Origin of the sequence: Geofilum sp. OHC36d9, assembly GCF_052400685.1 — a bacterium.
Taxonomy (GTDB): domain Bacteria; phylum Bacteroidota; class Bacteroidia; order Bacteroidales; family Marinilabiliaceae; genus CAZHHH01.
The window spans coordinates 20,475-40,897 of the sequence record NZ_JBQTGJ010000024.1; the positions used below are offsets into that span (position 1 = coordinate 20,475).

Consider the following 20,423-nt stretch of genomic DNA (forward strand, 5'->3'; position numbering starts at 1 on the left):
TTACAACGGGAAACGAAACAATACTTACGACTACTATTTAAAAAGGGGAATTATGATGAAAATTTTGTCTATTATTTTTTATGCAACTGCTATTCTACTCATTTCAAAATGCCACAACTCAAGCAACGAGAGTAGAATGAACAAAAACAGAATAAACGATACACCAGATTCAAGAGAACTTATTTTGTCAGAAAGTAATTATGTAACGCCTCCTGATGGTGAAGTGCCAGAAATACTAACTTATTTTCCAGACTCTATAAACAAAAGTATAACAGCCATTCAAAAAGAAACCATTGCGGTAAAAAAATTAAACGCCTCCGTCTTTTTCTTTCAACCAGCAGGTAGTTTTATAGAATAGACACAATAATTTTATCACCCCCATCAATCCTATAAAAAGTGTCAACTTTTGCCATTGAATGATTGTCTTCAATGGCATTTTTATTTGTAGACCGTTAAAAACGAGGCGGTTTTTCATTGGGAAAACGTGTCGCATATTCAGACCAAAAACTCTTTACCTCAGTCTTAACCTCTTTATGAAGCCACAACATTCCCAATAAATTTGGAATGGTCATAAGTGCAATTGTAATCCCTGAAAAAATCCATATAAGGGATGTATCAACAACAGACGCCACAAAAAACCCGGCTATGTAAAAAACTTTATAGTAGACAACCGACTTCATTCCAAACAAATAGATCATTGCGCGTCCACCATAATAACTCCAGGAAATAGAAGTAGAAAAAGCAAATAACAGTAACCCTACCGCCACAATATACTTTCCCCATTCGCCCAACCAACTTCGTGAAAAAGCGATCGTCGTTAAAGGAGCGCTATGAACCAGAGACTTACCTTTAATCTGAAAATGCGTGTTAAGATGCGGTTTTCCTTTGGTCACAATCAACCCTCCGGTATATGGGATCCCTTTTTTTAACACCACCACATCGTCGGCCAGCGAACGGGCATGAATCAGTGACACATCTGAGCGTATGGTGCCATTTTCAACATCAAGCGTGCCTGAAAACAGAGGAAGAATCTGATCGCCATTAATGTGGGCCACCAATTTTGCTCGTGATGCCGATTGCGACTCAGAATAAGAACCATCGAGAATCTCCAGGTCGGTAATTTGAAATAAGTTTTCATGCTTTTCCTTCCACACCCCGGAAGCCAACAGAGTCATGCCTGTTAAGGTACAAATAATAATGGTGTCGATAAAAGGTTCTAACAAAGCAACCAACCCTTCCGAAACGGGTTCATGCGCACGCGCAGCAGCGTGAGCAATCGGCGCCGAACCCTGTCCTGCTTCATTCGAGAACAGACCACGATTGACACCACGATTAAAAGCAAAAGAAACCGAAGCACCCAAAAATCCACCGGAAGCGGCCGTCCCCGTAAAAACATCAGAAACCATTGCGACTATTGATGGCCAAATATTCTCATAGTTATAAGCAATAACCAATATGGCACCCAAAAAATAAACAAAAGCCATTAAAGGCACCAACATCTGTGTAACTCTGGCAATACGTTTAATACCTCCAACAATAACAAACGCTAAAAAGACAGATAAAACAAGTCCCGTATAAACATGAGGTACCGAAAAAGTTTCCCACAGAGAATTGGAGATACTATTAATCTGAGGCAGGCAGCCGGTTCCAAATGACGAAAAAACCGTTGCAACAGCAAATACGACACCTAAAACCTTTCCAAAATGAATCACTTTGCCCGAAGGCATTGAAAACTTCAGCCTCTTTTTCATATAATACATAGGGCCACCGGCGATGGACCCATCTGAAGCTCGCTCACGGTACTTGTGCGAAAGCGTGACTTCCACAAATTTTGTGGTCATACCTATTAAAGCTGTCACCAACATCCAAAAAAGCGCTGCCGGCCCTCCCAGATGCAAAGCAAACGCAACACCTGCAATATTGCCGGTTCCCACAGTTCCCGACAAAGCCGTTGTTAAAGCCTGAAAATGGCTTGTATCACCCTTGTCGTCTGCACGATCAAACTTACCCTTTACAATTTGTATCGCATATTTAAAATAACGAATCTGTGGAAAAACCAGATATACGGTAAAAAACAACCCTGTTCCCAAAAGCAAGAAAACAAACCACTGCGACCCACCTATTGAGGCATCTATAAATGATAATATCTCACTAAATCTTTGCATAATTATCGCACATTTGAACAACTTATTTCTTATAAACAAGGTCGATTATCTTTCATTTTGAAATATTTAAGCGACCAATTTTAACAAATATAAAATATTAGTTGTCAATATCGAAAAAACTGACACTTTTTATACAAAAAACCCCGAATCAGCAAAACTGCTCGGGGTAAAACGATTTCTAACATAAAAATCAAGCTGTAAATTCGCTTAGCGCGTCATAGGCTTTGCCGCCATATACGACAGAAGGGCCACCTCCCATAAGAATGGCGACCCCAATGGTTTCAACAATTTCATTTTTGGTTGCACCTATGTCCAAAGCGGCTTTAACATGGCAGGCAATACAGCCTTCGCACTTAACCGCAATGGCAATACCCAAAGCAATCAGTTCCTTATATTTAGCCGACAACGCTTCGTCTTGTGCGACTGACTCATGCATCTTTACGAAGCCCTCTCCGACACCCGGATTTGCTTGAGAAAAAGTTTCAAGAAAACCATAAACCTCTTCGACTTGTTTTGAATACGTTCCCATAATTTAGTTTTATCAACGAGTTTCAGCACCCAAAAGATAAAACGAAATAGAAAGGAAGTCCAGACTTTATTTAGTGCCTGTCCATAAACTAAGTGTTTGAAATATAAAGCTCAAATACGAGGCTCGTGAAGTCATAAAAAGCAAGGCGTTTACTTTTCGTAAATGACTGTTTTTATGACAAGCATAACGAAGTAGTTGACTTGATAGACAAACACTATTTAGCCCAATCGCATCGACAATTGGATACGTTTACGATCCACATCCACCTCCAGCACCTTTACCTGAACATGCTCGTGAAGTGCCACTACCTCATTGGGATCAGAAACAAACCGATCGGCAAGCTGGCTTATGTGAACCAACCCATCCTGCTTAACGCCAACATCCACAAATGCGCCAAAATTGGTTATATTGGTTATGATACCGGGCAAAACCATACCTTGATGCAAATCCTCGATGGTATGTACATCGGGAGAAAATTCAAACACTTTAATTTGCTGACGAGGGTCACGGCCGGGCTTTTCCAGCTCAGATAAAATATCTGTTAAGGTCGGCATACCGACTTTATCACTCACATATTTTTTAAGATCAATTTTACTCCGAAGATCCTTATCATTAATTAAATCGACGATATCGCAGCCCAAATCAACGGCCATTTTTTTAACAATGCCATAGGACTCAGGGTGCACAGCCGAGTTTTCAAGCGGATTAGCGGCGTGACTGATACGAAGAAAACCCGCGGCCTGTTCAAAAGCCTTAGCTCCCAGTCGTCCGACCTTCAACAACTCCTTACGCGATTTAAAAGGTCCGTTCACGGTTCTGTAATCCACAATATTCTTAGCCAGTTGAGGACCCAGTCCCGACACGTATGTCAACAAATGGCTACTGGCCGTATTAAGCTCTACGCCAACACTATTTACGGCCGACTCCACCACCTTATCCAATGAATTTTTAAGCTGTGCCTGATCAACATCATGCTGGTACTGACCAACACCTATCGATTTAGGATCAATCTTAACCAACTCGGCCAAAGGATCCATCAAACGGCGTCCGATAGAAACCGCTCCACGAACCGTCACATCATAATCGGGAAACTCATCACGGGCCGTTTTACTGGCGCTATAAACCGAAGCACCATCCTCACTCACCACGAATACCTGTATGTCACGATTGAACCGGATATTGCGAATAAATGCCTCCGTTTCGCGACTGGCCGTTCCATTTCCAATGGCAATAGCCTCTATTTTATAGGATTCAACCAGAGTATCAACTTTTCGATATGCCTGTTTCATCTCATTTTTAGGGGGATGCGGATATATCGTTTCATTATGCACCAAATTACCCTGTTCATCCAGACAAACCAACTTACATCCGGTACGGAATCCGGGGTCAAGCGCCAACACACGTTTCTGCCCCAAAGGTGCCGACAACAATAATTGTCGCAGATTTGCAGCAAACACCCGAATCGCTTCCACTTCTGCTTTTTCACGCAAAACAGCAGAAACTTCATTCTCAATGGATGGCGCTAACAACCGCTTGTAACCATCTTCAACGGCCATTTCTACCTGCTGCGAGGAAGCAGTCCGGCCTTTCACAAATAAACGATTTAGACGATGCAATGCTTCTTCTGCTTCAGGAGATACTGAGACTTTAAGAAAGCCTTCCTTCTCGCCCCGCCTAATTGCCAGTAATCGATGCGAAGGACAACGACGCACCGACTCTGAGAAATCGAAATAATCGCGATACTTAGCAGCCTCTTCCTCTTTCTTTTTAACGACTTTAGACGTAATAACCGCTTCACGTTCAAAAAAATGACGAATAACCTCACGGGCTTTCGCATCCTCGTTCACGCGCTCCGCAATAATATCACGGGCCCCTTGCAATGCAGCCTCAGCATCGGGCACTTCATCATTTAAAAAATCAAGAGCCCGAAGTTCTACATCCTTTTCATGCTGAAGCAAAATGAGATTTGCCAAAGGCTCCAATCCTTTCTCCCTTGCCTTTACCGCACGGGTTTTTCGTTTTGGTTTGTACGGCAGATACAAATCCTCCAGCTCATGGGCATCCCAGGACTGCTCAATTTTACGGCGCAATTCATCGGTGAGCATTCCCTGCTCATCAATCGTCTCCAAAATTGTTTCGCGTCGCTTCTGAATATCCTGAAGCTTTTCATATCGCTCCTTAATGGTTCCAACAGCAACCTCATCAAGACTGCCGGTCATCTCCTTCCGATAGCGGCTAATAAATGGAATCGTAGCCCCCTCATCCAAAAGAGCCATTGTATTTTTTACCTGACGCAAAGAAATCCCGGTCTCACGGGCAATGATGTCTGAAAACATAAACTAAAGTTCGTTATCGGGTTTCATTAATAATTCAATTCCAGTATCTCAAAAAAAAAGGGCAAAACAGCAAGCCATTTACACCCTTAACAATTGGCCATTTATATTCATAAAGGCTGAACTAAAAAATTAAAATTCAATGCTTGCAATGTTCTGAAAACGCATGTTTACTCAAGTAAATACAAATTGTTGAGGACAAGCGTAACGCTGAGCACTAATTAGAAGATTTCTTTTTGGGTGAAAAATTTTTACGCCCGCCTTTGGCCCCTTTATAACCGCCTTTACGATGGAAATTACCTCTTTTGGATTTAGAAGGATCATACTCAGGTCCAGGCTCAAACCCATCGGGCAGAGGCGATTTATATACAGTGGTGTCAATTAAACGCTCAATGGTAGCAAATTTTTCCATGTCGTTTTCATTGATCAGCGTCAGGGCCACGCCTGTAGACTTGGCTCGTGCTGTTCGTCCCACACGATGGACATAATCTTCGGCATCGCCAGGAACGTCATAATTAACAACTAAATCGATACCATCCACATCAATACCTCGTGCAATAATATCTGTAGCAACCAAAATTTCGGTTTTGCGATTTCTAAAATTAAGCATCACCGACTCACGTTCAGACTGATCCAGATCGGAATGAATGGCTTCAGCCTGAAAACCCTCACGACGTAAAGCTTTATGAATCTCTTTAACCTTCAATTTTGTTGATGAAAAAATAAGAACACTATTGAGATCCTTCCCTTTAAGTAACGACGAAATAAGCGGAATTTTCTGAGTATCGTAAACCAAATAAGCCGCCTGTAAAATTCCTTCGGCCGGTTTTGACATGGCAATACTTATTTCTTCGGCATCGGGTTTCAACAATTTACGCGAAAGATCCCTGATTTTAGGCGGCATAGTAGCCGAAAAAAGTAACGTTTGGCGTTGTGAAGGCATCGCCTTCACTATTTGCATGATATCATCGTGAAACCCCATATCGAGCATTCGATCGGCTTCATCCAAAATTAAATAGCTAAGTGATGAAAACTTAACATATCCCATTGACAAATGCTGTAATAACCGACCGGGTGTTGCCACCACCACATTGGCACCTGTAATAAGCGCTTTTTTCTGCATTTCCCATAGCCCGGCATCATTACCCCCATAAACAGCAATTGAAGTCACCGGCAAAAAATAAGAAAAGCCTTGCATTTGCTGGTCAATCTGTATGGCCAATTCGCGCGTTGGGACTAAAATAAGAGTAGTAGTGACATCGGTATTTCCTGCTACCAGCTGATTAAATACTGGTAAAAGATAGGCTGCCGTTTTCCCTGTCCCGGTTTGTGCACATGCAATCAAATCCCTGGATTGCAAAATAATAGGGATGGTTTGCTCCTGCACCGGAGTGGCATCTTCAAAACGCATGGCCTCTAATCCTTCCAGGATCTCGGCGTTAAAACCAAATTCTGTAAACTTCAAAATAACAAGTATTAAGGAAAAACTTATTCAACAAACAATACCAACCCTTTCAGGTATTCACCTTCGGGATGATAAATATCTACCGGATGGTCGGCCGGTTGACTCAATTGATGTAACACGCGTACTTTACGCCCCGACCGGGCTGCGGCAGAAAATATCATAGTACGAAACGCCTCTTTAGAAACCACCTGCGAACATGAAAATGTAAATAAAATACCGCCAGGCGCTATCATTTCCAAGGCTTTGGCATTAAGACGGCGATAGCCTTGCAGGGCATTATTCAACACCTTCAGATGCTTGGCAAACGCGGGTGGGTCAAGAATCACCAGGTCATAAACCTCCTTGCTGCTTTCCATAAATTTAAATGCATCCATGGCAAATGCTTCATGCCTCGAATCGTCGGGAAAATTCAATTGTACATTTTGACGTGTCAACTCCACGGCCCGCTCTGAGCTATCGACCGAGTGCACCAAACGCGCATTCCCACGCATGGCATAAAAGGAGAAACCGCCGGTATAACAAAACATATTCAAGACCGAACGGCCGTCACTATACTTCTCAAGAAGCGCACGGTTGTCTCTCTGATCCACGAAGAAGCCCGTTTTTTGTCCTTTTTCCCAATCAACATTAAATTTAAGACCATTTTCAAGGGCTATCGTCCCATTATTGCGTCCCCATATAAACCCATTTACCGGCTCCACTCCGGCTTTAAATGGTAAAGTACCTTCCGATTTTTCATAGATGGCTTTTAAGCCATCGCCCAACACGTCACGTAACACCTGAACCAGCATCTCCCGTAACCGATACATGGCTACCGTATGCATTTGCACGACAGCGGTTGAATCATACATATCGATAATCAAACCGGGAAAACCATCACCTTCGCCATGAACAAGTCGAAACGCATTGGTTTTATCAGACCCGGCCAGCCCCAACGTCTGGCGTAACTTCAAGGCCATTTCCAGCTTACGATGCCAAAAAGACGCATCGATCGTCTCTTCGGAAAAAGAAACAACCCGAACGGTTATGGATCCAATTTGATAATGTCCTCTTGCCAAAAAATTGCCATGCGAATCTTCCACGGTAACCAAATCACCTTCTTCAATATTTCCACGCACATGTTTCACGGCACCGGAAAAAACCCATGGATGAAAGCGTTTAAGGCTTTGCTCCTTTCCAGGTTTCAAAATAACTACTGGTAATGACATATAAAGAGGATACTAATTTTTATAAGATATTTTTTTTACTTTATAGGATGGATCAATAACAATAAGTTCTTCAAAAATTCGTAATCCAATCCAGGCATCAATGGCCGCATAGTCAATTTGCCCTTCAGTGAGGATTTCTGCTTCCCAATTACTCAACCGTTGTCGCTTAGAGACTCTAACATTTAGAACTAATGCCGCTAAAGCCTTGAGACTAAAAACATCGATACCAAAAGATTTAACCATATCCTGCAATTCGACAAATCCGCCGGGCTTAAATTTACAAAGTCGATTTAAACCTCTTAGGTCATCACGAATCCCCACACCTACTTTCAAGATGTTGGGGTCAGACAAAAGACGAGCCAAGGAGGCTGTCAAACCGGTTTTGTTCAACCGAAACAGGAAAGCTCTTGATCTGGTAGAGAGTTGAAGCAGTGAGACGTTATGATTGGCCCCTTTTTTAAACGATGGTTTTGTTTCTGTGTCAAATCCCAGCAACTTTTCGTGAAGCAACGTTTCAACAATCTCATCGACCTTTTCAGGATTTTCAACCACGGTAATAATTCCACTAAACTGACAAAGGGGTAATTCTCCTATGGCTTCTTTACTTATACTACTATCCATTTAAAGAAATAAATTTCAGATTAACTCTCCTCGTCGGGCAGATTGACATGTTCATCCTGCCATTCACGCTGACGCTGAGAAATAATCCAGTGATCTGTTTTGCGTTTTTCGGGATCGGAAGAAACGACGTCTTCTTCTTCTTCATCCCCCAATGGCTCATTGGTATAATAAACCTGGTGCAAAGCCCTGAGAACATTAACCAATCGTTGTCCCCAGTACATCTGAAAATTCTGGACCAGCTCAACCAATGCATCATTCATAATTTCGGTAACAGCTGTACGATATAACATCAAAAAATCTTTGACATCCTGATAAATATCGGCCATATTCTCAGAAACAGTTGATGTAAGCGGTAAATCGCTACGCTGCATGTCGGCTGTAAATACTTCCAGATAATCATCACTACGGCCCATTTTTCGCTGTATCAACAAGCGCAATGCCTCATATTCATCTTCAGACACACTTTTTTCCAAAAAATCATCAAGCATATTGCTAACCTGTGGCAATAGTGTTGCTTTCAAATACATCAAAGGGAGAATCTTAAGAGCTGTTCCGACAAAATCGCGCGATGGCTGTGCCTCCATTCCTTCAAGCCAGGCACAAAATTCCCGGCTAACCGTAACAAATTCGATAACATTAGGCGAATATACCGGGTGTTCAAAACTCTCCACCATCTCCTTCATAAGCGATCGATAAAAATAAAAAGCACTGATTATTAAATAAAACCATCTTTATTATTAATATCAACAAGAAAATGCCATCTCTTTTTTGTTACTCTGATCTTTCAAAAAAGTCATTTACCATAGTAAACTCACATTTTCAGAACTTGACAAGCCTTGAATTTGTACATTTCTTATCAAGTACTTGAGTTTTCTTATTGATACTAATCAGACAAAGTTACAAAAAACCGCTCAATAATTAATCACGAACACACCATTCCATTGTACCGGCATCATTTTCTGTGATTAAACCCACCTCCTCAAGCCAATGAAGAACACGCCAAACATCAGCTTCAGCAAACCGTAGCTGCGAAACTAATTGCGCAGCAGTCAACGATTTTTTTTGAAGAATGACCTTCACCTGTTGTTCTATTGTCTGAAATAAATCATCTGAAAGGGACGTTTTACGACGTTCAATGCAAACATCACAATGGCCACAATAATTACCTTCATTTTGGCCAAAATAGCGTAACAACAATTTACTCCGGCACAAATGTGAAGTGGTAGCATACGCCAATACAGCATCAACACGTTTACGATATTGTTCCAATCGATTTTTATAAACCATAGGTGCAAATTGCACGTGTCTGGCCTCTTCGCGGCGGCGTAAAAAAGTAACCAACGGGGTTTTGCGCTGAGGGATATAATGCAAAACCCGAAGCTTCGACAAGAGCTGTAATTGCTCATAAACTGTATCACGGGTTGCCTCCAAACGTTTAGCCAACGTTTCTTCATCGATGGTGGCATACTCGGTAAACAAACCCGTATAACTGCGAAGTAAAGTTTTAATAAGCGATGCGAGATGGGGATGGGAATCCTGAAAATCGTACAACTCAAAATTATCCATCAGCATCATCAACTTTGAAGGGATATTGGTCTGCTCCGAAAAATCGAGATACCCAGCACGGGTTAAAATCTTAAGACTATTAAAAACTGTGAGTATATTAAATTTATAAGCCGAACAAAATTTTCCAATATTGAAGTCGAACATCTGGTTTTCACCAAACCCCACCGCCACCTGAAAAAAATTCCCAAGGGCTTCATAAACTCTGCGAATAATATCGGGCTCAGGGAAAGAAGTTGTAACACTTCGGTTCAATTGCCTTTTATCATTATCGGACCATAGCAAAACGGCGTAAGCTTTATGGCCATCACGACCTGCACGACCAGCTTCCTGAAAATAGGCCTCCAACGAATCGGGAACATCCATATGGACCACGACTCTAACATCTGGCTTATCTATTCCCATTCCAAAGGCATTGGTCGAAACAATTACCCGGCACAGCCCTCGCATCCATCCATCCTGACGTGCATCCTTAACTCTGGGCGAAAGACCGGCATGGTAAAAATCGGCAGGGATGCCATTTGAGGTCAAAAATTCGGCATACTCATGCGTTTTCTTTCTGTTGCGGACGTATACAATAGCCGTTCCAGGCACAGAATTTAATATCCGCAGTAATTCCTTCGACTTATCTTCTGATCTTCGTACCACATAAGCCAGGTTAGGGCGTTCAAAGCTTTTCTTAAAAAGATTGGTTTTCTTAAATAAAAGTTGGTTTTGAATGTCAACAGCCACCTGAGGCGTAGCGGTAGCTGTTAGCGCCAATACCGGCACTTCAGGCAAAGCCTCCCGTATTTCGGCAATCTTAAGATATGATGGCCGGAAATCATATCCCCATTGCGAGATACAATGTGCTTCGTCGATGGCTAACATATTCACCTTCAGATGGGGTAATTTATCATGGAAAAGGGAGGTTGATAATCGTTCGGGCGACAAATACAAAAACTTATAATTGCCATAAATGCAATTATCAATTGTCACCTGCAACTCACGAGTCGTAAGTCCCGAGTGAATCGCCGCAGCTTTTATTCCTCGTCGTTTCAAATTCTCAACCTGATCCTTCATTAAAGCAATCAAGGGCGTCACCACCAAACAAATTCCTTCCATGGCCAAGGCAGGCACCTGAAAGGTGATAGACTTACCCCCCCCAGTTGGTAGCAGTCCCAACGTATCGTTGCCCTGTGCCACCGACCGGATGATATCTTCCTGCAGGGGCCTGAAATTGTCGAACCCCCAGTATTTCTTTAATATTTGTCGATAAATATTCTCCACAAAGTTCAAATGTACAAAAACACAAAGAAAAGGGGGAATTTGACAAATGCAAACTCCCCCATACCATTAATAAATACAATTCTAATTAATCAACTCCAGATCTCTGACCTTAACCGACAAGTAAGACTTAACTTCCCCTTCTTTTGACTTATAGGCATCGCTCTCCGGGACGCCTTCCAACAAAACCTTGGTTCCTTTTTTAAGGTAATCGGCCACTTTGGTACTCTGTTCTTTTCCTCTCCACATGTTAGCCTGTACCCATTCTGTTTTTTCAACTTTGTTGCCCTGTTGGTCACGATAATCCATTGAAACAGCAACACTAAATTTAATTAATTTGCTGTTGCCAACTTCCTTGACCTCAGCATCAGCGCCTAAAGCACCTGATAAAATCATCTTTAACATGATATTATTTTTTAGGTTAGAAGAAAATTATCAGAATAAACTTACAAACTAATCATCAAAAGATCAACCGTTTCGTTCAAATTTTAGTCTAAAAAAATCCAAAACGACAATAAAAATGGCTGAATGCCGGTACTTCTTCTAAATTAGAATCAGGGAAAAAACTAATAAGAAAAACTACTTCCGCCCAAAAATTCTCTTAAAATAGAAGTTGGTGGAATTTCACGCGGCTGCAAGGGTTTAAAATAACTAAAAAACTTTAACAGACGGTTGGCTTCGACAAATTCGGGCTGATTAGGCTGAACCTCGAGCAAAATTGACTCGGCATAAGGCTTTAATACCGCCAACTCATACAACAACGCCGAGTTAAACATAATATCAGCTTCTTCCTGAAAAGGAAATATGTGTTTATCTTCTCCCCTACGCACACTTCCCCATCGTGAAATTGTTTGTTGTGCTGAATATTTCCGGTATTTATAATCTCTGACTATTCTACGAATTAAACGGTTATCGGTGGTTGGAATCCTCGTTTGATCATCAATATTGATTGAAGTGAGGGCTGATACATAAACTTTAAATTTAGCCTCGTCGGACACCGAAGGCGTTAATTTAGGATTCAGTCCATGAATACCTTCAATAATGAGAATATTTTCACGTCCCATCTTCAATTTCTCATCATCATAATAACGTGTTCCTGTTTCAAAAGAAAATTTAGGAATCTCAACTTCCCCACCACCAAGCAAGGTCACCAAATGCTCATTAAACAACTTTAAATCAATAGCTTCTAACGCCTCAAAATCTAAATCCCCATTTTCATCTTTGGGAGTATGATCCCGATCCACAAAATAATTATCGAGCGAAAGATTCAGCGGTTTTATACCTAATACCATTAGCTGAATAGCCAGTCTTTTGCCAAAGGTTGTTTTTCCACTGGAAGATGGCCCGCTAATCAGCACAATACGTATTTTATCTTTTCGGGCAAATATACGATCGGCAATCTGAGCAATTTTTTTTTCGTGAAGTGCCTCTGTAATCTTTATTAGCATATCGGAACGTCCGCCGCCAGACCGAATGGCGTGATTTAAATCACTCACTTTGGTAACATTCAGCACCTTGGTCCAGTGACTAAATTCCCGAAAAATTTCAAATAATTGATTCTGAATAACCAGATCTTCCACTTCATTGGGGTTATCCGCCTTGGGCAAACGCAACAAAAATCCGTTATAATATTTATTCAGATCAAAAACTTTAAGATAAGAAGTATTGGGAACCATTAAGCCATAAAACATGCCGATATGCTCCCCCATCTTAAAATAGGTTGAATAATATTCTCCCCGGTGACGAATTAGCGCTGTTTTATCTTCTATTCCCTTTTCCTTAAAAAGAGAGATAACATCGTCTGTTTCATCCTTTATTTGCAAAATAGGTAAATGACGGTCCGAAATTTCCCGCATTTTGCCAGCCAAATTGATGACCATTTGTACGGTAAGTTCCTGATTGAGATTATCCAACTCACAATATAGTCCTTTACTAACGGAATGCTCAATACGAAGGTGGGCACCCGGGAACATTTCATCAACAGCGGCCAAAAGCAAAAATGACAAACTGCGAACATATATTCGCATGCCGTCAACATGTGTAATATCAATAAACTGAACTGTTTTGGGATGAAACAACTCATGCGAACACGCTCTGAGGCGATTGTTAACCAGTGCCCCTAAAATGGGGTAAGGCAATTTGATATTCAGCAATTCAGCAATTTCACTAAGAGAAGAACCACGCCTGCAACGAATTGATTGACCATTATTCAGACACTTAACTTTTATTTCTTTATCCATAATTTATTTCTAAAAAAGGCGATTATCAGTTACAGACCAGCAAAAACCAGTCCCAACGAAATTAACCAAAAGAAATGAAAAAAGGCAAAAGACAGAAAGTTATCTCTCAAACAAAAAAACGGAATAATCAGAGAAAGAAACCTATTCTTGAGCTATCGCTTTACATTTACTGCACAACCCATAAATATAAAGCGAGTGATGTGAAACTTCAAAATCCATGGTTTCCGAAGCATTGCTCAAAACAATCTGAACCGAAGGATCGCAAAATTCAGTTACACTGCCGCATTTGATGCAAATAAGATGATCGTGTTGCTTTGATTCAAAGGCTTTTTCGAACTGGGCAATATTTTTTCCAAACTGATGCTTGATCACCAGCTTACAATCCAGCAATAAATCAATGGTGTTATACAAAGTAGCGCGACTAACTCTATAATTCTTATTCTTCATAAAAATATAGAGTGACTCAATATCGAAATGGCCATTGTGAGAATATATCTCATCTAAAATAGCATATCGTTCAGGGGTTTTACGATGTCCATTTTTCTGCAAATATTCAGTAAAAATCTGTTTCACCACCTCTTTTGCACGCGTCTTATCCATAATTAGTCCTATTAAAAACAACGGTGCGAAATGTAGCAAATATTAGTGAGAAATACAAAGCGTCAAATCAATCACTTCAAAAGGCTACAAATTATAAGTCACCTAAAAAAAACGGTTTAGGTTGCTATACTAATTCGTTCCTGCCGTGTTACATTATATACCCCCTTAATAGCGGAGATATTATATATCAGATTATTCAAATCTTCTGTATTATGTATGTAGAGATAAATAGTCCCCTCAAAAATGCCATCATGACTTTCAAAATGAATCGACCGCATATTAACATTCTGGTCGTCGGAAATAACTTTTGTTATTTTGCTGACGATACCAATCTGATCGATACCTGAAAGATTTATTAAAGCCAGAAAAGACAATATTTTATGCGACTCCCAACTGGCCGAAACAATACGATTACCCTGCGAAGACATAAGCCGTATAGCCACCGGACATTTTCGGCTATGAAGCGTCAATTTATTGTGTTCATCCATGTAACCGACCACATCATCGCCGGGAATGGGATTACAGCAGGTAGCAATAACGTATTGATCATCAGGCATATCATCAGATATAACCATTTCTGTTTTTCCTGCATTCTTACCGATAACACCCGCATTGTGTTTTCCAAATGAAAGGCGCCAGTAACGAACCCATTTATTGGAAGTTTTATCACTCAGAATTTTGGGTAGATTATCAAGTCGGATAAGATTTTTAGCAATTTTATAAAAAAGCTCATCTTTGACAGGAAGGTTATAAAAACCCTGAATTTTCTTAAGAATTTTAGCGTTAATGGTGAGCTTCATGCTATTGAGAGCCTCTTCAAGGAGCCGCTCCCCTTTTTGCACCATGGTTTTACGTTCCTTTTTAAACGCCTCTTTTATTCTCGTTTTAGCCTTGGCCGTGGTCACATAATTCAGCCACTCATACTTTGGGGTCTGTCGTTCAGAAGTAAGAATCTCAACCTGATCTCCACTTTTTAATTCGTGACTAAGTGGCACCAGCCGATAATTAACCTTTGCACCAATACATTTATACCCTATATTAGAATGAATTTCAAATGCCAGATCGAGCGCTGTAGCGCCTTTAGGTAAAATTTTCACGTCGCCTTTAGGCGTAAAAATCATCATCTCGGCACTAAACAAATTGAGTTTAAAATCGTCAAGAAACTCAAGCGAGTCGGAGTCGGGATTTTCAAGAACCTCGCGTATGCGTTTTAACCAATTATCGAGTTCTGATTCTTTATCGGTGCTTCCTTTATACTTCCAATGAGCAGCAAAACCACGTTCTGCTATTTCATCCATTCGTTCACTCCGAATCTGAATTTCCACCCACCGGCCATCAGGCCCCATAAAAGTAGCATGCAAAGCCTCATAACCATTTGCCTTAGGAACACTTACCCAATCCCGCAAACGGTCGGGCTTGGGCTTGTACATATCGGTTATAAGAGAATAGATCTGCCAGCACTGAATTTTCTCATTGATGCCATCTTTAGGTTTAAAAACAATACGAAGCGCCAGCAAGTCATAAATTTCATCAAAAGGAATCTGTTTTTTTTGCATCTTACTCCATATAGAGTAGATGGATTTTGGACGTCCTTTAATATCAAATTCAAACGCCTCATTCTTAAGACGTTCAATAATTGGCAACGAAAATCGGGTCAACAAATGGTCGTTACGAATCTGGTATTCTTTGAGATGCTCAGAAATGTCGTTATAAACGGCAGGATGTTCATACTTTAAACTCAAATCCTCCAATTCAGACTTTATGGCATACAAACCCAGACGATGGGCCAACGGGGCATAGATGAAAAGCGTTTCGCCTGCAATTTTCAACTTTTTGTGTTCGGGCATACTGTCAAGCGTACGCATATTATGCAAACGGTCGGCTAATTTGATAAGTATAACCCGCACATCCTCAACCATGGTAAGCAAAAGCTTACGAAAATTTTCGGCCTGACGGGATTGGGTTTGATCAAAAGCACCCTCCAGTTTGGTAAGACCATCAACAATGCTGGCTATTTTATCGTTGAAAATCGTTTGAATATCTTCAAGTGTATAGTTGGTATCTTCCACCACATCGTGCAACAAGGCCGCAGTAATACCCTTGGCACCCAGACCAATCTCTTCAGCTACAATACGAGCCACCGCCAATGGATGCATAATATAGAGTTCGCCAGACTTTCGGCGAACATTTTTATGCGCTTCCATAGCCAATTCAAAAGCCTTATAAATCATCCGGTAGTCATCTTTCGACAAACTACGGGTACATGATTTCAGAATATCTTCAAGCTGTTTTTTGGCCTCTTGCTCTTCTTGATTAAGGACGGAATCTTTACTCATAATAGCATCAACATAAACTCCTAAAATAATTTAATGTTTTGATAAATCAAACAACCCTGCATTTATTTAGTTTCAGCAAGAAAACAACATTTTTGTTGCGTTACTTTCGCCATCAAAATAACCATTTACACAAAAAGATACACATTTTTCAAGCTGCCACCAGAGTCATCTGGCAAGCACTATTTACCCGCCACAACCACATAAAAATCGTCGGGTTGCAAATATTTTTGAGCCAGAAACATAATTCGTTCCGGCGTGATTGCTCTTAATTCCATTTCCATGCGTCGGTAAAAATCGAAATCCAGCTTATTTTCCTGAAGGGTCCGATAGATGTCGGACGATGAAAATGGGCCATCAAAATACCGCAGCATCTCGCCCAACATAAAATTCCGCACCAACTCCATCTCGTTCTCCGAAACCAACTCAGTGGTCAAACGAATCATTTCCTGACGAATGGCCTTCAGCGCTTCATCGCGCATCTCACCGGCCACTTCGGACGAGATTGTCCAAACGCCGCCTTCCTTATATGAAATAAGACTGGAACCAATGCCATAAGTCAACCCTTTTTCCTCCCTCACAGATGTCATCAAACGAGAGCCAAAATAGCCACCCAAAATGGTGTTTAGCACCATGAGTGAAATAAAATCGGGATGCGTATTATTAAACATAGGCCGTCCGATGCGCAAAGCCGATTGCAACGCTCCCTGTTTCTCTATCAGATGAAACTTACCAGCATCCGACATTAGCTGAAATGAACGTCCGGCAGGTTGCGCATTACGACTAAAACAACCATCTCCAAAATAACGATTTAATAAATCAGAAATATTTTTGCCTGGCTGACCGGCGACAACAATACTCATTTCTGCCGACTGGTATTGCGATTGATGAAAACGAACAAGATCGTCGCGCGTGATATTATCAAAATCGCTGCTACTGACTCCCCTGCCATAAGGATGTTCAGGACCAAATATTACTTCATAAAATTTACGCGCAGCCAATGTCTTCACCTTCTCAGAATCCATCAAAAATTCCTGCCGTCGTTTATTAATATAAATAGCAAATTCCTTATCGTCAAACACCGGATTTTTGATAACATCTTCAACCAAAGGCAACAATTCCGGCAGATCTTTGGTAAGACAAAATAAGGTAACAACGGCATTATGATAATAACTGGAAGTAGACAGATATGCCCCATAGAAATCAAACGTATCAGCGATCTCCAATGCCGATTTGGAGGTGGTTCCTTCAGTTAAAAGATTACCGACCGCCGACGATAAAAGAGGCTTATTGGCCTGCACTGCGCCAGCCGGAAAAACCCAATCAATTTTAGCAACCTCCTGACTACCGGCTTCAATCAACGACACATCTACCTCATTCCCGAGTTTAAATTTCCCCACCGGTAAAAAACCTATTGCGCCAGGCAACTCAAAACCCGGGCCTTCTACCCGGTTTATTGATTTTATCATGTATAATTATTTACTGTTTAACCGCCAAATAACGAAGAACCGTACTATTCTCAGTACGGAAAATCATTTTTGCAGCCTGTTGTATTTCGTCGGCTGTAACAACACGATAATGGTCTATTTCTCGATTAATTTCATCCGCATCGCCCATCAACTCATACTGTGCCAAATTCATGGCTTTATTTAAAAAACTTATTTCCGAAAAAACAAGATTGGATTCCATCTTATTCTTCACCTTTTGCAATTCAACCTCTGGCAGCCCATCCCTGACTATACGATTAAGCTGCTGCCAAATGGACTCTTCCGCTTCTTCTATTGTAACGCCAGGCATAATACGCCCCGTAATAGTAAACAGACCCGGATCCATATCACCCGAGAGATAGGCATTAATGTCAGAAAACAACTGACGATCCTTCATCAACGCCTGCGTCAATCGGGACGACGGACCGTTTGACAGCACATCTGACAACAAATCATTAATAAAAAAATCAGGATCGGAACGACGTCCAATATGAAAATTTATGGTTATCAGGCTGGCCGTTACATCGCGCTCAACAGTCAACATCTCCTGAGAGGTCCGTAGCGGCTCCTGAGGAATATTACGTTCAGGCACTTCGCGCCGTGGTATTTCACCAAACCACTTTTTAGTCAATTCAAATACCGCATTTGGATTCACATTACCAGCTACCGCCAGTACGGCATTATTTGGTGCATAGTATTTGTAAAAGAAATTTTTCACCTCCTCCAACGTCGCATTCTGAATATGCGAAATATCTTTGCCAATTGTAGGCCACTGATAAGGATGCTTCTTATAGGCCAATGGACGGGTTAAGAGAGGAATATCGCCATAAGGCTGATTCAGATATCGTTGTTTAAACTCCTCTATAACCACCTTTCGCTGAACTTCCAGACTTTTCTCCGTAAAATTAAGGGCCATCATGCGGTCCGATTCCAGCCAGAAGGCCGTTTCCAGATTTGCCGAAGGTAACGTCACATAATAATTGGTAAAATCGTTACTGGTCCACGCGTTATTTTCACCTCCCACACGTTGCAACGGCTCGTCGTAAGATGGGATATTTCTGCTGCCTCCAAACATCAGATGTTCGAAGAGATGAGCAAACCCCGTTCTACGCGGATCCTCGTCGCGAGCGCCCACATCATACAGTAAATTAACCGCAGCCATAGGTGTTGTTGTATCGGGATGCACCACCACCTTTAGCCCGTTTTCGAGCTGGTATTTCTCAAACTCAATCATTCATTTCCTTTCTGTAAAAGTGACAATCGTTGCCATGCCTGCATATAACCATTCAGTAAATCGTCAAAAATATCAGACACGGGTTTAACCTCTTTAATTAAAGTGGCCACCTGTCCTATTTCCAGTTCTCCATTTTCCAAATCGCCGTCAAAAATTCCTTTTTTTGCACGTCCACGCCCCAGCAACAGACTTAGCGACTCTTGCGTAGCACCGCTATCTTCGGCCGTCTTCACCAAGTCAAAAAAAGCATTTTTAAGCAACCGCGTTGGCGTAATCTTTTTCAATGACAACATAGTCTCGCCTTCCCTGGCGCCGGCTGCATATAATTTAAAAACAGCATGCGCCGACGACTCTTTCGACAGCGCAAACAGAGAACCGATTTGTACACCTTCAGCACCCAAAGCCATAGCTGCCAGCATCTGTTCCCCCGAACCGATTCCGCCGGCTGCAATGAGTGGCAATGTATTTGAACGACGTATGATGGGAATCAGATTCATGGTCGTAGTTTCCTCACGACCATTGTGCCCGCCAGCCTCAAACCCCTCGGCCACAATGGCGTCAACGCCGGCCGCCTCACACTTGGCTGCAAAACGACTGTTGGCAATAACGTGCACCACAGTTATGCCGTGCGATTTAAGCAACGGCGTATATTTTGCCGGACTTCCGGCCGCAGTAAAAACTATTTTTACCCCTTCCGAAATTATTATCTGCATTAACTCATCAACGCCGGGGTTTAGCAAAGGCACATTAACGCCCCAGGGCTTATCGGTGGCCTGCTTCATTTTTTGAATATGTTGCAGTAGTGTTTCGGGATGCATGCTTCCTGCACCCAGAAGCCCCAAGCCGCCACAATTACTAACCGCCGACGCCAGCCGCCAACCACTGCACCAGACCATTCCTCCCTGAATAACCGGATATTTTATATCAAAAAGTCGGGTAATTCGATTATTCTTAAAACTCATAATCAATAATAAATATGAATTCGTACTTAGTGCTTGCTAAAAAGTCCAACTTCTGCGTTATGCTTATTTCATACATGTTCATTTACCACAGTAAAGTCACTCTTTTAGGACTACACAAACCTTAAATTTGAATATTTCTTAATCAAACGCTTGAAAATTCACATACTGGTACTACTTAAACGGGCAAAGATAGTGGAATAAAAAGTAAGAACAACATGAAAACAGTACGACCAAAACAGTTGACAGCATGGTTAATATACAATCAAAACTGACACTTTTAGAGCTGTGTAAGCCTTGAACCTGAACATTTAAGTTCAAACTTTTATCTTTATTTTTATCCCGTTAACCAGTCGATGTCAACAGTTACTTAGTTCTCCATGCGAACCATTTTAAATAAAACATCAAAATAAAAACAGA

16 protein-coding genes are annotated in these 20,423 nt (G+C 41.4%); 1 reads left to right on the plus strand and 15 read right to left on the minus strand.

The features are described from left to right. The first annotated feature begins 52 nt into the window (after positions 1 to 52). Complete coding sequence (locus ACT3CD_RS15740) at positions 53 to 358, plus strand: hypothetical protein (RefSeq protein WP_444646615.1); 306 nt, start codon at positions 53 to 55, stop codon at positions 356 to 358. Positions 359 to 452: 94 nt separating this feature from the next. Here ACT3CD_RS15740 and ACT3CD_RS15745 read toward each other — a convergent pair whose 3' ends face one another. The 15 genes from ACT3CD_RS15745 to ACT3CD_RS15815 all read right to left on the minus strand — a co-directional run bounded on the left by ACT3CD_RS15745 (position 453) and on the right by ACT3CD_RS15815 (position 20,006). After that, positions 453 to 2,165 carry an alanine/glycine:cation symporter family protein gene (locus ACT3CD_RS15745; RefSeq protein WP_444646616.1) on the minus strand — a complete coding sequence of 571 codons (1,713 nt, stop codon included), beginning with the start codon at positions 2,163 to 2,165 and terminating at the stop codon, positions 453 to 455. A gap of 190 nt (positions 2,166 to 2,355) precedes the next feature. Continuing rightward, the gene (locus ACT3CD_RS15750; RefSeq protein ID WP_444646617.1) at positions 2,356 to 2,694 is read right to left on the minus strand and encodes a carboxymuconolactone decarboxylase family protein; all 339 of its coding nucleotides are present in this window, start codon (positions 2,692 to 2,694) and stop codon (positions 2,356 to 2,358) included. 218 nt (positions 2,695 to 2,912) lie between these two features. Beyond that, the gene (locus ACT3CD_RS15755) at positions 2,913 to 5,030 is read right to left on the minus strand and encodes a Tex family protein (RefSeq protein WP_444646618.1); all 2,118 of its coding nucleotides are present in this window, start codon (positions 5,028 to 5,030) and stop codon (positions 2,913 to 2,915) included. 214 nt (positions 5,031 to 5,244) lie between these two features. Then, positions 5,245 to 6,492, minus strand: coding sequence for a DEAD/DEAH box helicase (locus ACT3CD_RS15760; RefSeq protein WP_444646619.1), 1,248 nt, complete (start codon positions 6,490 to 6,492; stop codon positions 5,245 to 5,247). Positions 6,493 to 6,515: 23 nt separating this feature from the next. Further along, positions 6,516 to 7,700 (minus strand): class I SAM-dependent rRNA methyltransferase, encoded by a 1,185-nt coding sequence (locus ACT3CD_RS15765; protein ID WP_444646620.1) that lies wholly within the window; start codon positions 7,698 to 7,700, stop codon positions 6,516 to 6,518. Positions 7,701 to 7,712: 12 nt separating this feature from the next. Further along, complete coding sequence (locus tag ACT3CD_RS15770) at positions 7,713 to 8,321, minus strand: 3'-5' exonuclease (protein ID WP_444646621.1); 609 nt, start codon at positions 8,319 to 8,321, stop codon at positions 7,713 to 7,715. Between the two features lie 20 nt (positions 8,322 to 8,341). Continuing rightward, positions 8,342 to 9,004: a DUF5063 domain-containing protein gene (locus tag ACT3CD_RS15775; RefSeq protein WP_444646622.1), complete on the minus strand. Its 663-nt coding sequence runs from the start codon at positions 9,002 to 9,004 to the stop codon at positions 8,342 to 8,344. Between the two features lie 235 nt (positions 9,005 to 9,239). Then, entirely contained in the window at positions 9,240 to 11,153 is a 1,914-nt protein-coding gene (locus tag ACT3CD_RS15780) for a RecQ family ATP-dependent DNA helicase (protein ID WP_444646623.1), read from the minus strand. Positions 11,154 to 11,234: 81 nt separating this feature from the next. After that, a complete protein-coding gene (locus ACT3CD_RS15785) occupies positions 11,235 to 11,555 on the minus strand; it encodes a single-stranded DNA-binding protein (protein ID WP_444646624.1) in 321 nt (106 codons plus the stop codon). A gap of 161 nt (positions 11,556 to 11,716) precedes the next feature. Next, a complete protein-coding gene (locus tag ACT3CD_RS15790) occupies positions 11,717 to 13,390 on the minus strand; it encodes a nucleoside kinase (protein WP_444646625.1) in 1,674 nt (557 codons plus the stop codon). Between the two features lie 141 nt (positions 13,391 to 13,531). Further along, complete coding sequence (locus ACT3CD_RS15795) at positions 13,532 to 13,990, minus strand: Fur family transcriptional regulator (RefSeq protein ID WP_444646626.1); 459 nt, start codon at positions 13,988 to 13,990, stop codon at positions 13,532 to 13,534. A gap of 116 nt (positions 13,991 to 14,106) precedes the next feature. Next, positions 14,107 to 16,326 carry a RelA/SpoT family protein gene (locus ACT3CD_RS15800; RefSeq protein WP_444646627.1) on the minus strand — a complete coding sequence of 740 codons (2,220 nt, stop codon included), beginning with the start codon at positions 16,324 to 16,326 and terminating at the stop codon, positions 14,107 to 14,109. Between the two features lie 179 nt (positions 16,327 to 16,505). Next, on the minus strand, positions 16,506 to 17,792 hold the full coding sequence (locus ACT3CD_RS15805; RefSeq protein ID WP_444646628.1) for a M16 family metallopeptidase: 1,287 nt from the start codon (positions 17,790 to 17,792) through the stop codon (positions 16,506 to 16,508). A 10-nt stretch (positions 17,793 to 17,802) separates the two neighbouring features. Continuing rightward, complete coding sequence (locus tag ACT3CD_RS15810) at positions 17,803 to 19,044, minus strand: M16 family metallopeptidase (protein ID WP_444646629.1); 1,242 nt, start codon at positions 19,042 to 19,044, stop codon at positions 17,803 to 17,805. After that, positions 19,041 to 20,006, minus strand: a complete 966-nt coding sequence (locus ACT3CD_RS15815; protein WP_444646630.1) for an NAD(P)H-dependent flavin oxidoreductase — start codon at positions 20,004 to 20,006, stop codon at positions 19,041 to 19,043. Before ACT3CD_RS15815 ends, ACT3CD_RS15810 begins: the two co-directional genes overlap by 4 nt. Between the last annotated feature and the right edge of the window lie 417 nt (positions 20,007 to 20,423).

Excerpts from the sequence above, each read along its gene's own strand:
- ACT3CD_RS15740 (WP_444646615.1), top strand. The coding sequence starts at position 53 with ATGATGAAAATTTTGTCTATTATTTTTTATGCAACTGCTATTCTACTC.
- ACT3CD_RS15745 (WP_444646616.1), bottom strand. The coding sequence starts at position 2,165 with ATGCAAAGATTTAGTGAGATATTATCATTTATAGATGCCTCAATAGGT.
- ACT3CD_RS15750 (WP_444646617.1), bottom strand. The coding sequence starts at position 2,694 with ATGGGAACGTATTCAAAACAAGTCGAAGAGGTTTATGGTTTTCTTGAA.
- ACT3CD_RS15755 (WP_444646618.1), bottom strand. The coding sequence starts at position 5,030 with ATGTTTTCAGACATCATTGCCCGTGAGACCGGGATTTCTTTGCGTCAG.
- ACT3CD_RS15765 (WP_444646620.1), bottom strand. The coding sequence starts at position 7,700 with ATGTCATTACCAGTAGTTATTTTGAAACCTGGAAAGGAGCAAAGCCTT.
- ACT3CD_RS15770 (WP_444646621.1), bottom strand. The coding sequence starts at position 8,321 with ATGGATAGTAGTATAAGTAAAGAAGCCATAGGAGAATTACCCCTTTGT.
- ACT3CD_RS15775 (WP_444646622.1), bottom strand. The coding sequence starts at position 9,004 with ATGAAGGAGATGGTGGAGAGTTTTGAACACCCGGTATATTCGCCTAAT.
- ACT3CD_RS15785 (WP_444646624.1), bottom strand. The coding sequence starts at position 11,555 with ATGTTAAAGATGATTTTATCAGGTGCTTTAGGCGCTGATGCTGAGGTC.
- ACT3CD_RS15790 (WP_444646625.1), bottom strand. The coding sequence starts at position 13,390 with ATGGATAAAGAAATAAAAGTTAAGTGTCTGAATAATGGTCAATCAATT.
- ACT3CD_RS15795 (WP_444646626.1), bottom strand. The coding sequence starts at position 13,990 with ATGGATAAGACGCGTGCAAAAGAGGTGGTGAAACAGATTTTTACTGAA.
- ACT3CD_RS15800 (WP_444646627.1), bottom strand. The coding sequence starts at position 16,326 with ATGAGTAAAGATTCCGTCCTTAATCAAGAAGAGCAAGAGGCCAAAAAA.
- ACT3CD_RS15805 (WP_444646628.1), bottom strand. The coding sequence starts at position 17,792 with ATGATAAAATCAATAAACCGGGTAGAAGGCCCGGGTTTTGAGTTGCCT.
- ACT3CD_RS15810 (WP_444646629.1), bottom strand. The coding sequence starts at position 19,044 with ATGATTGAGTTTGAGAAATACCAGCTCGAAAACGGGCTAAAGGTGGTG.
- ACT3CD_RS15815 (WP_444646630.1), bottom strand. The coding sequence starts at position 20,006 with ATGAGTTTTAAGAATAATCGAATTACCCGACTTTTTGATATAAAATAT.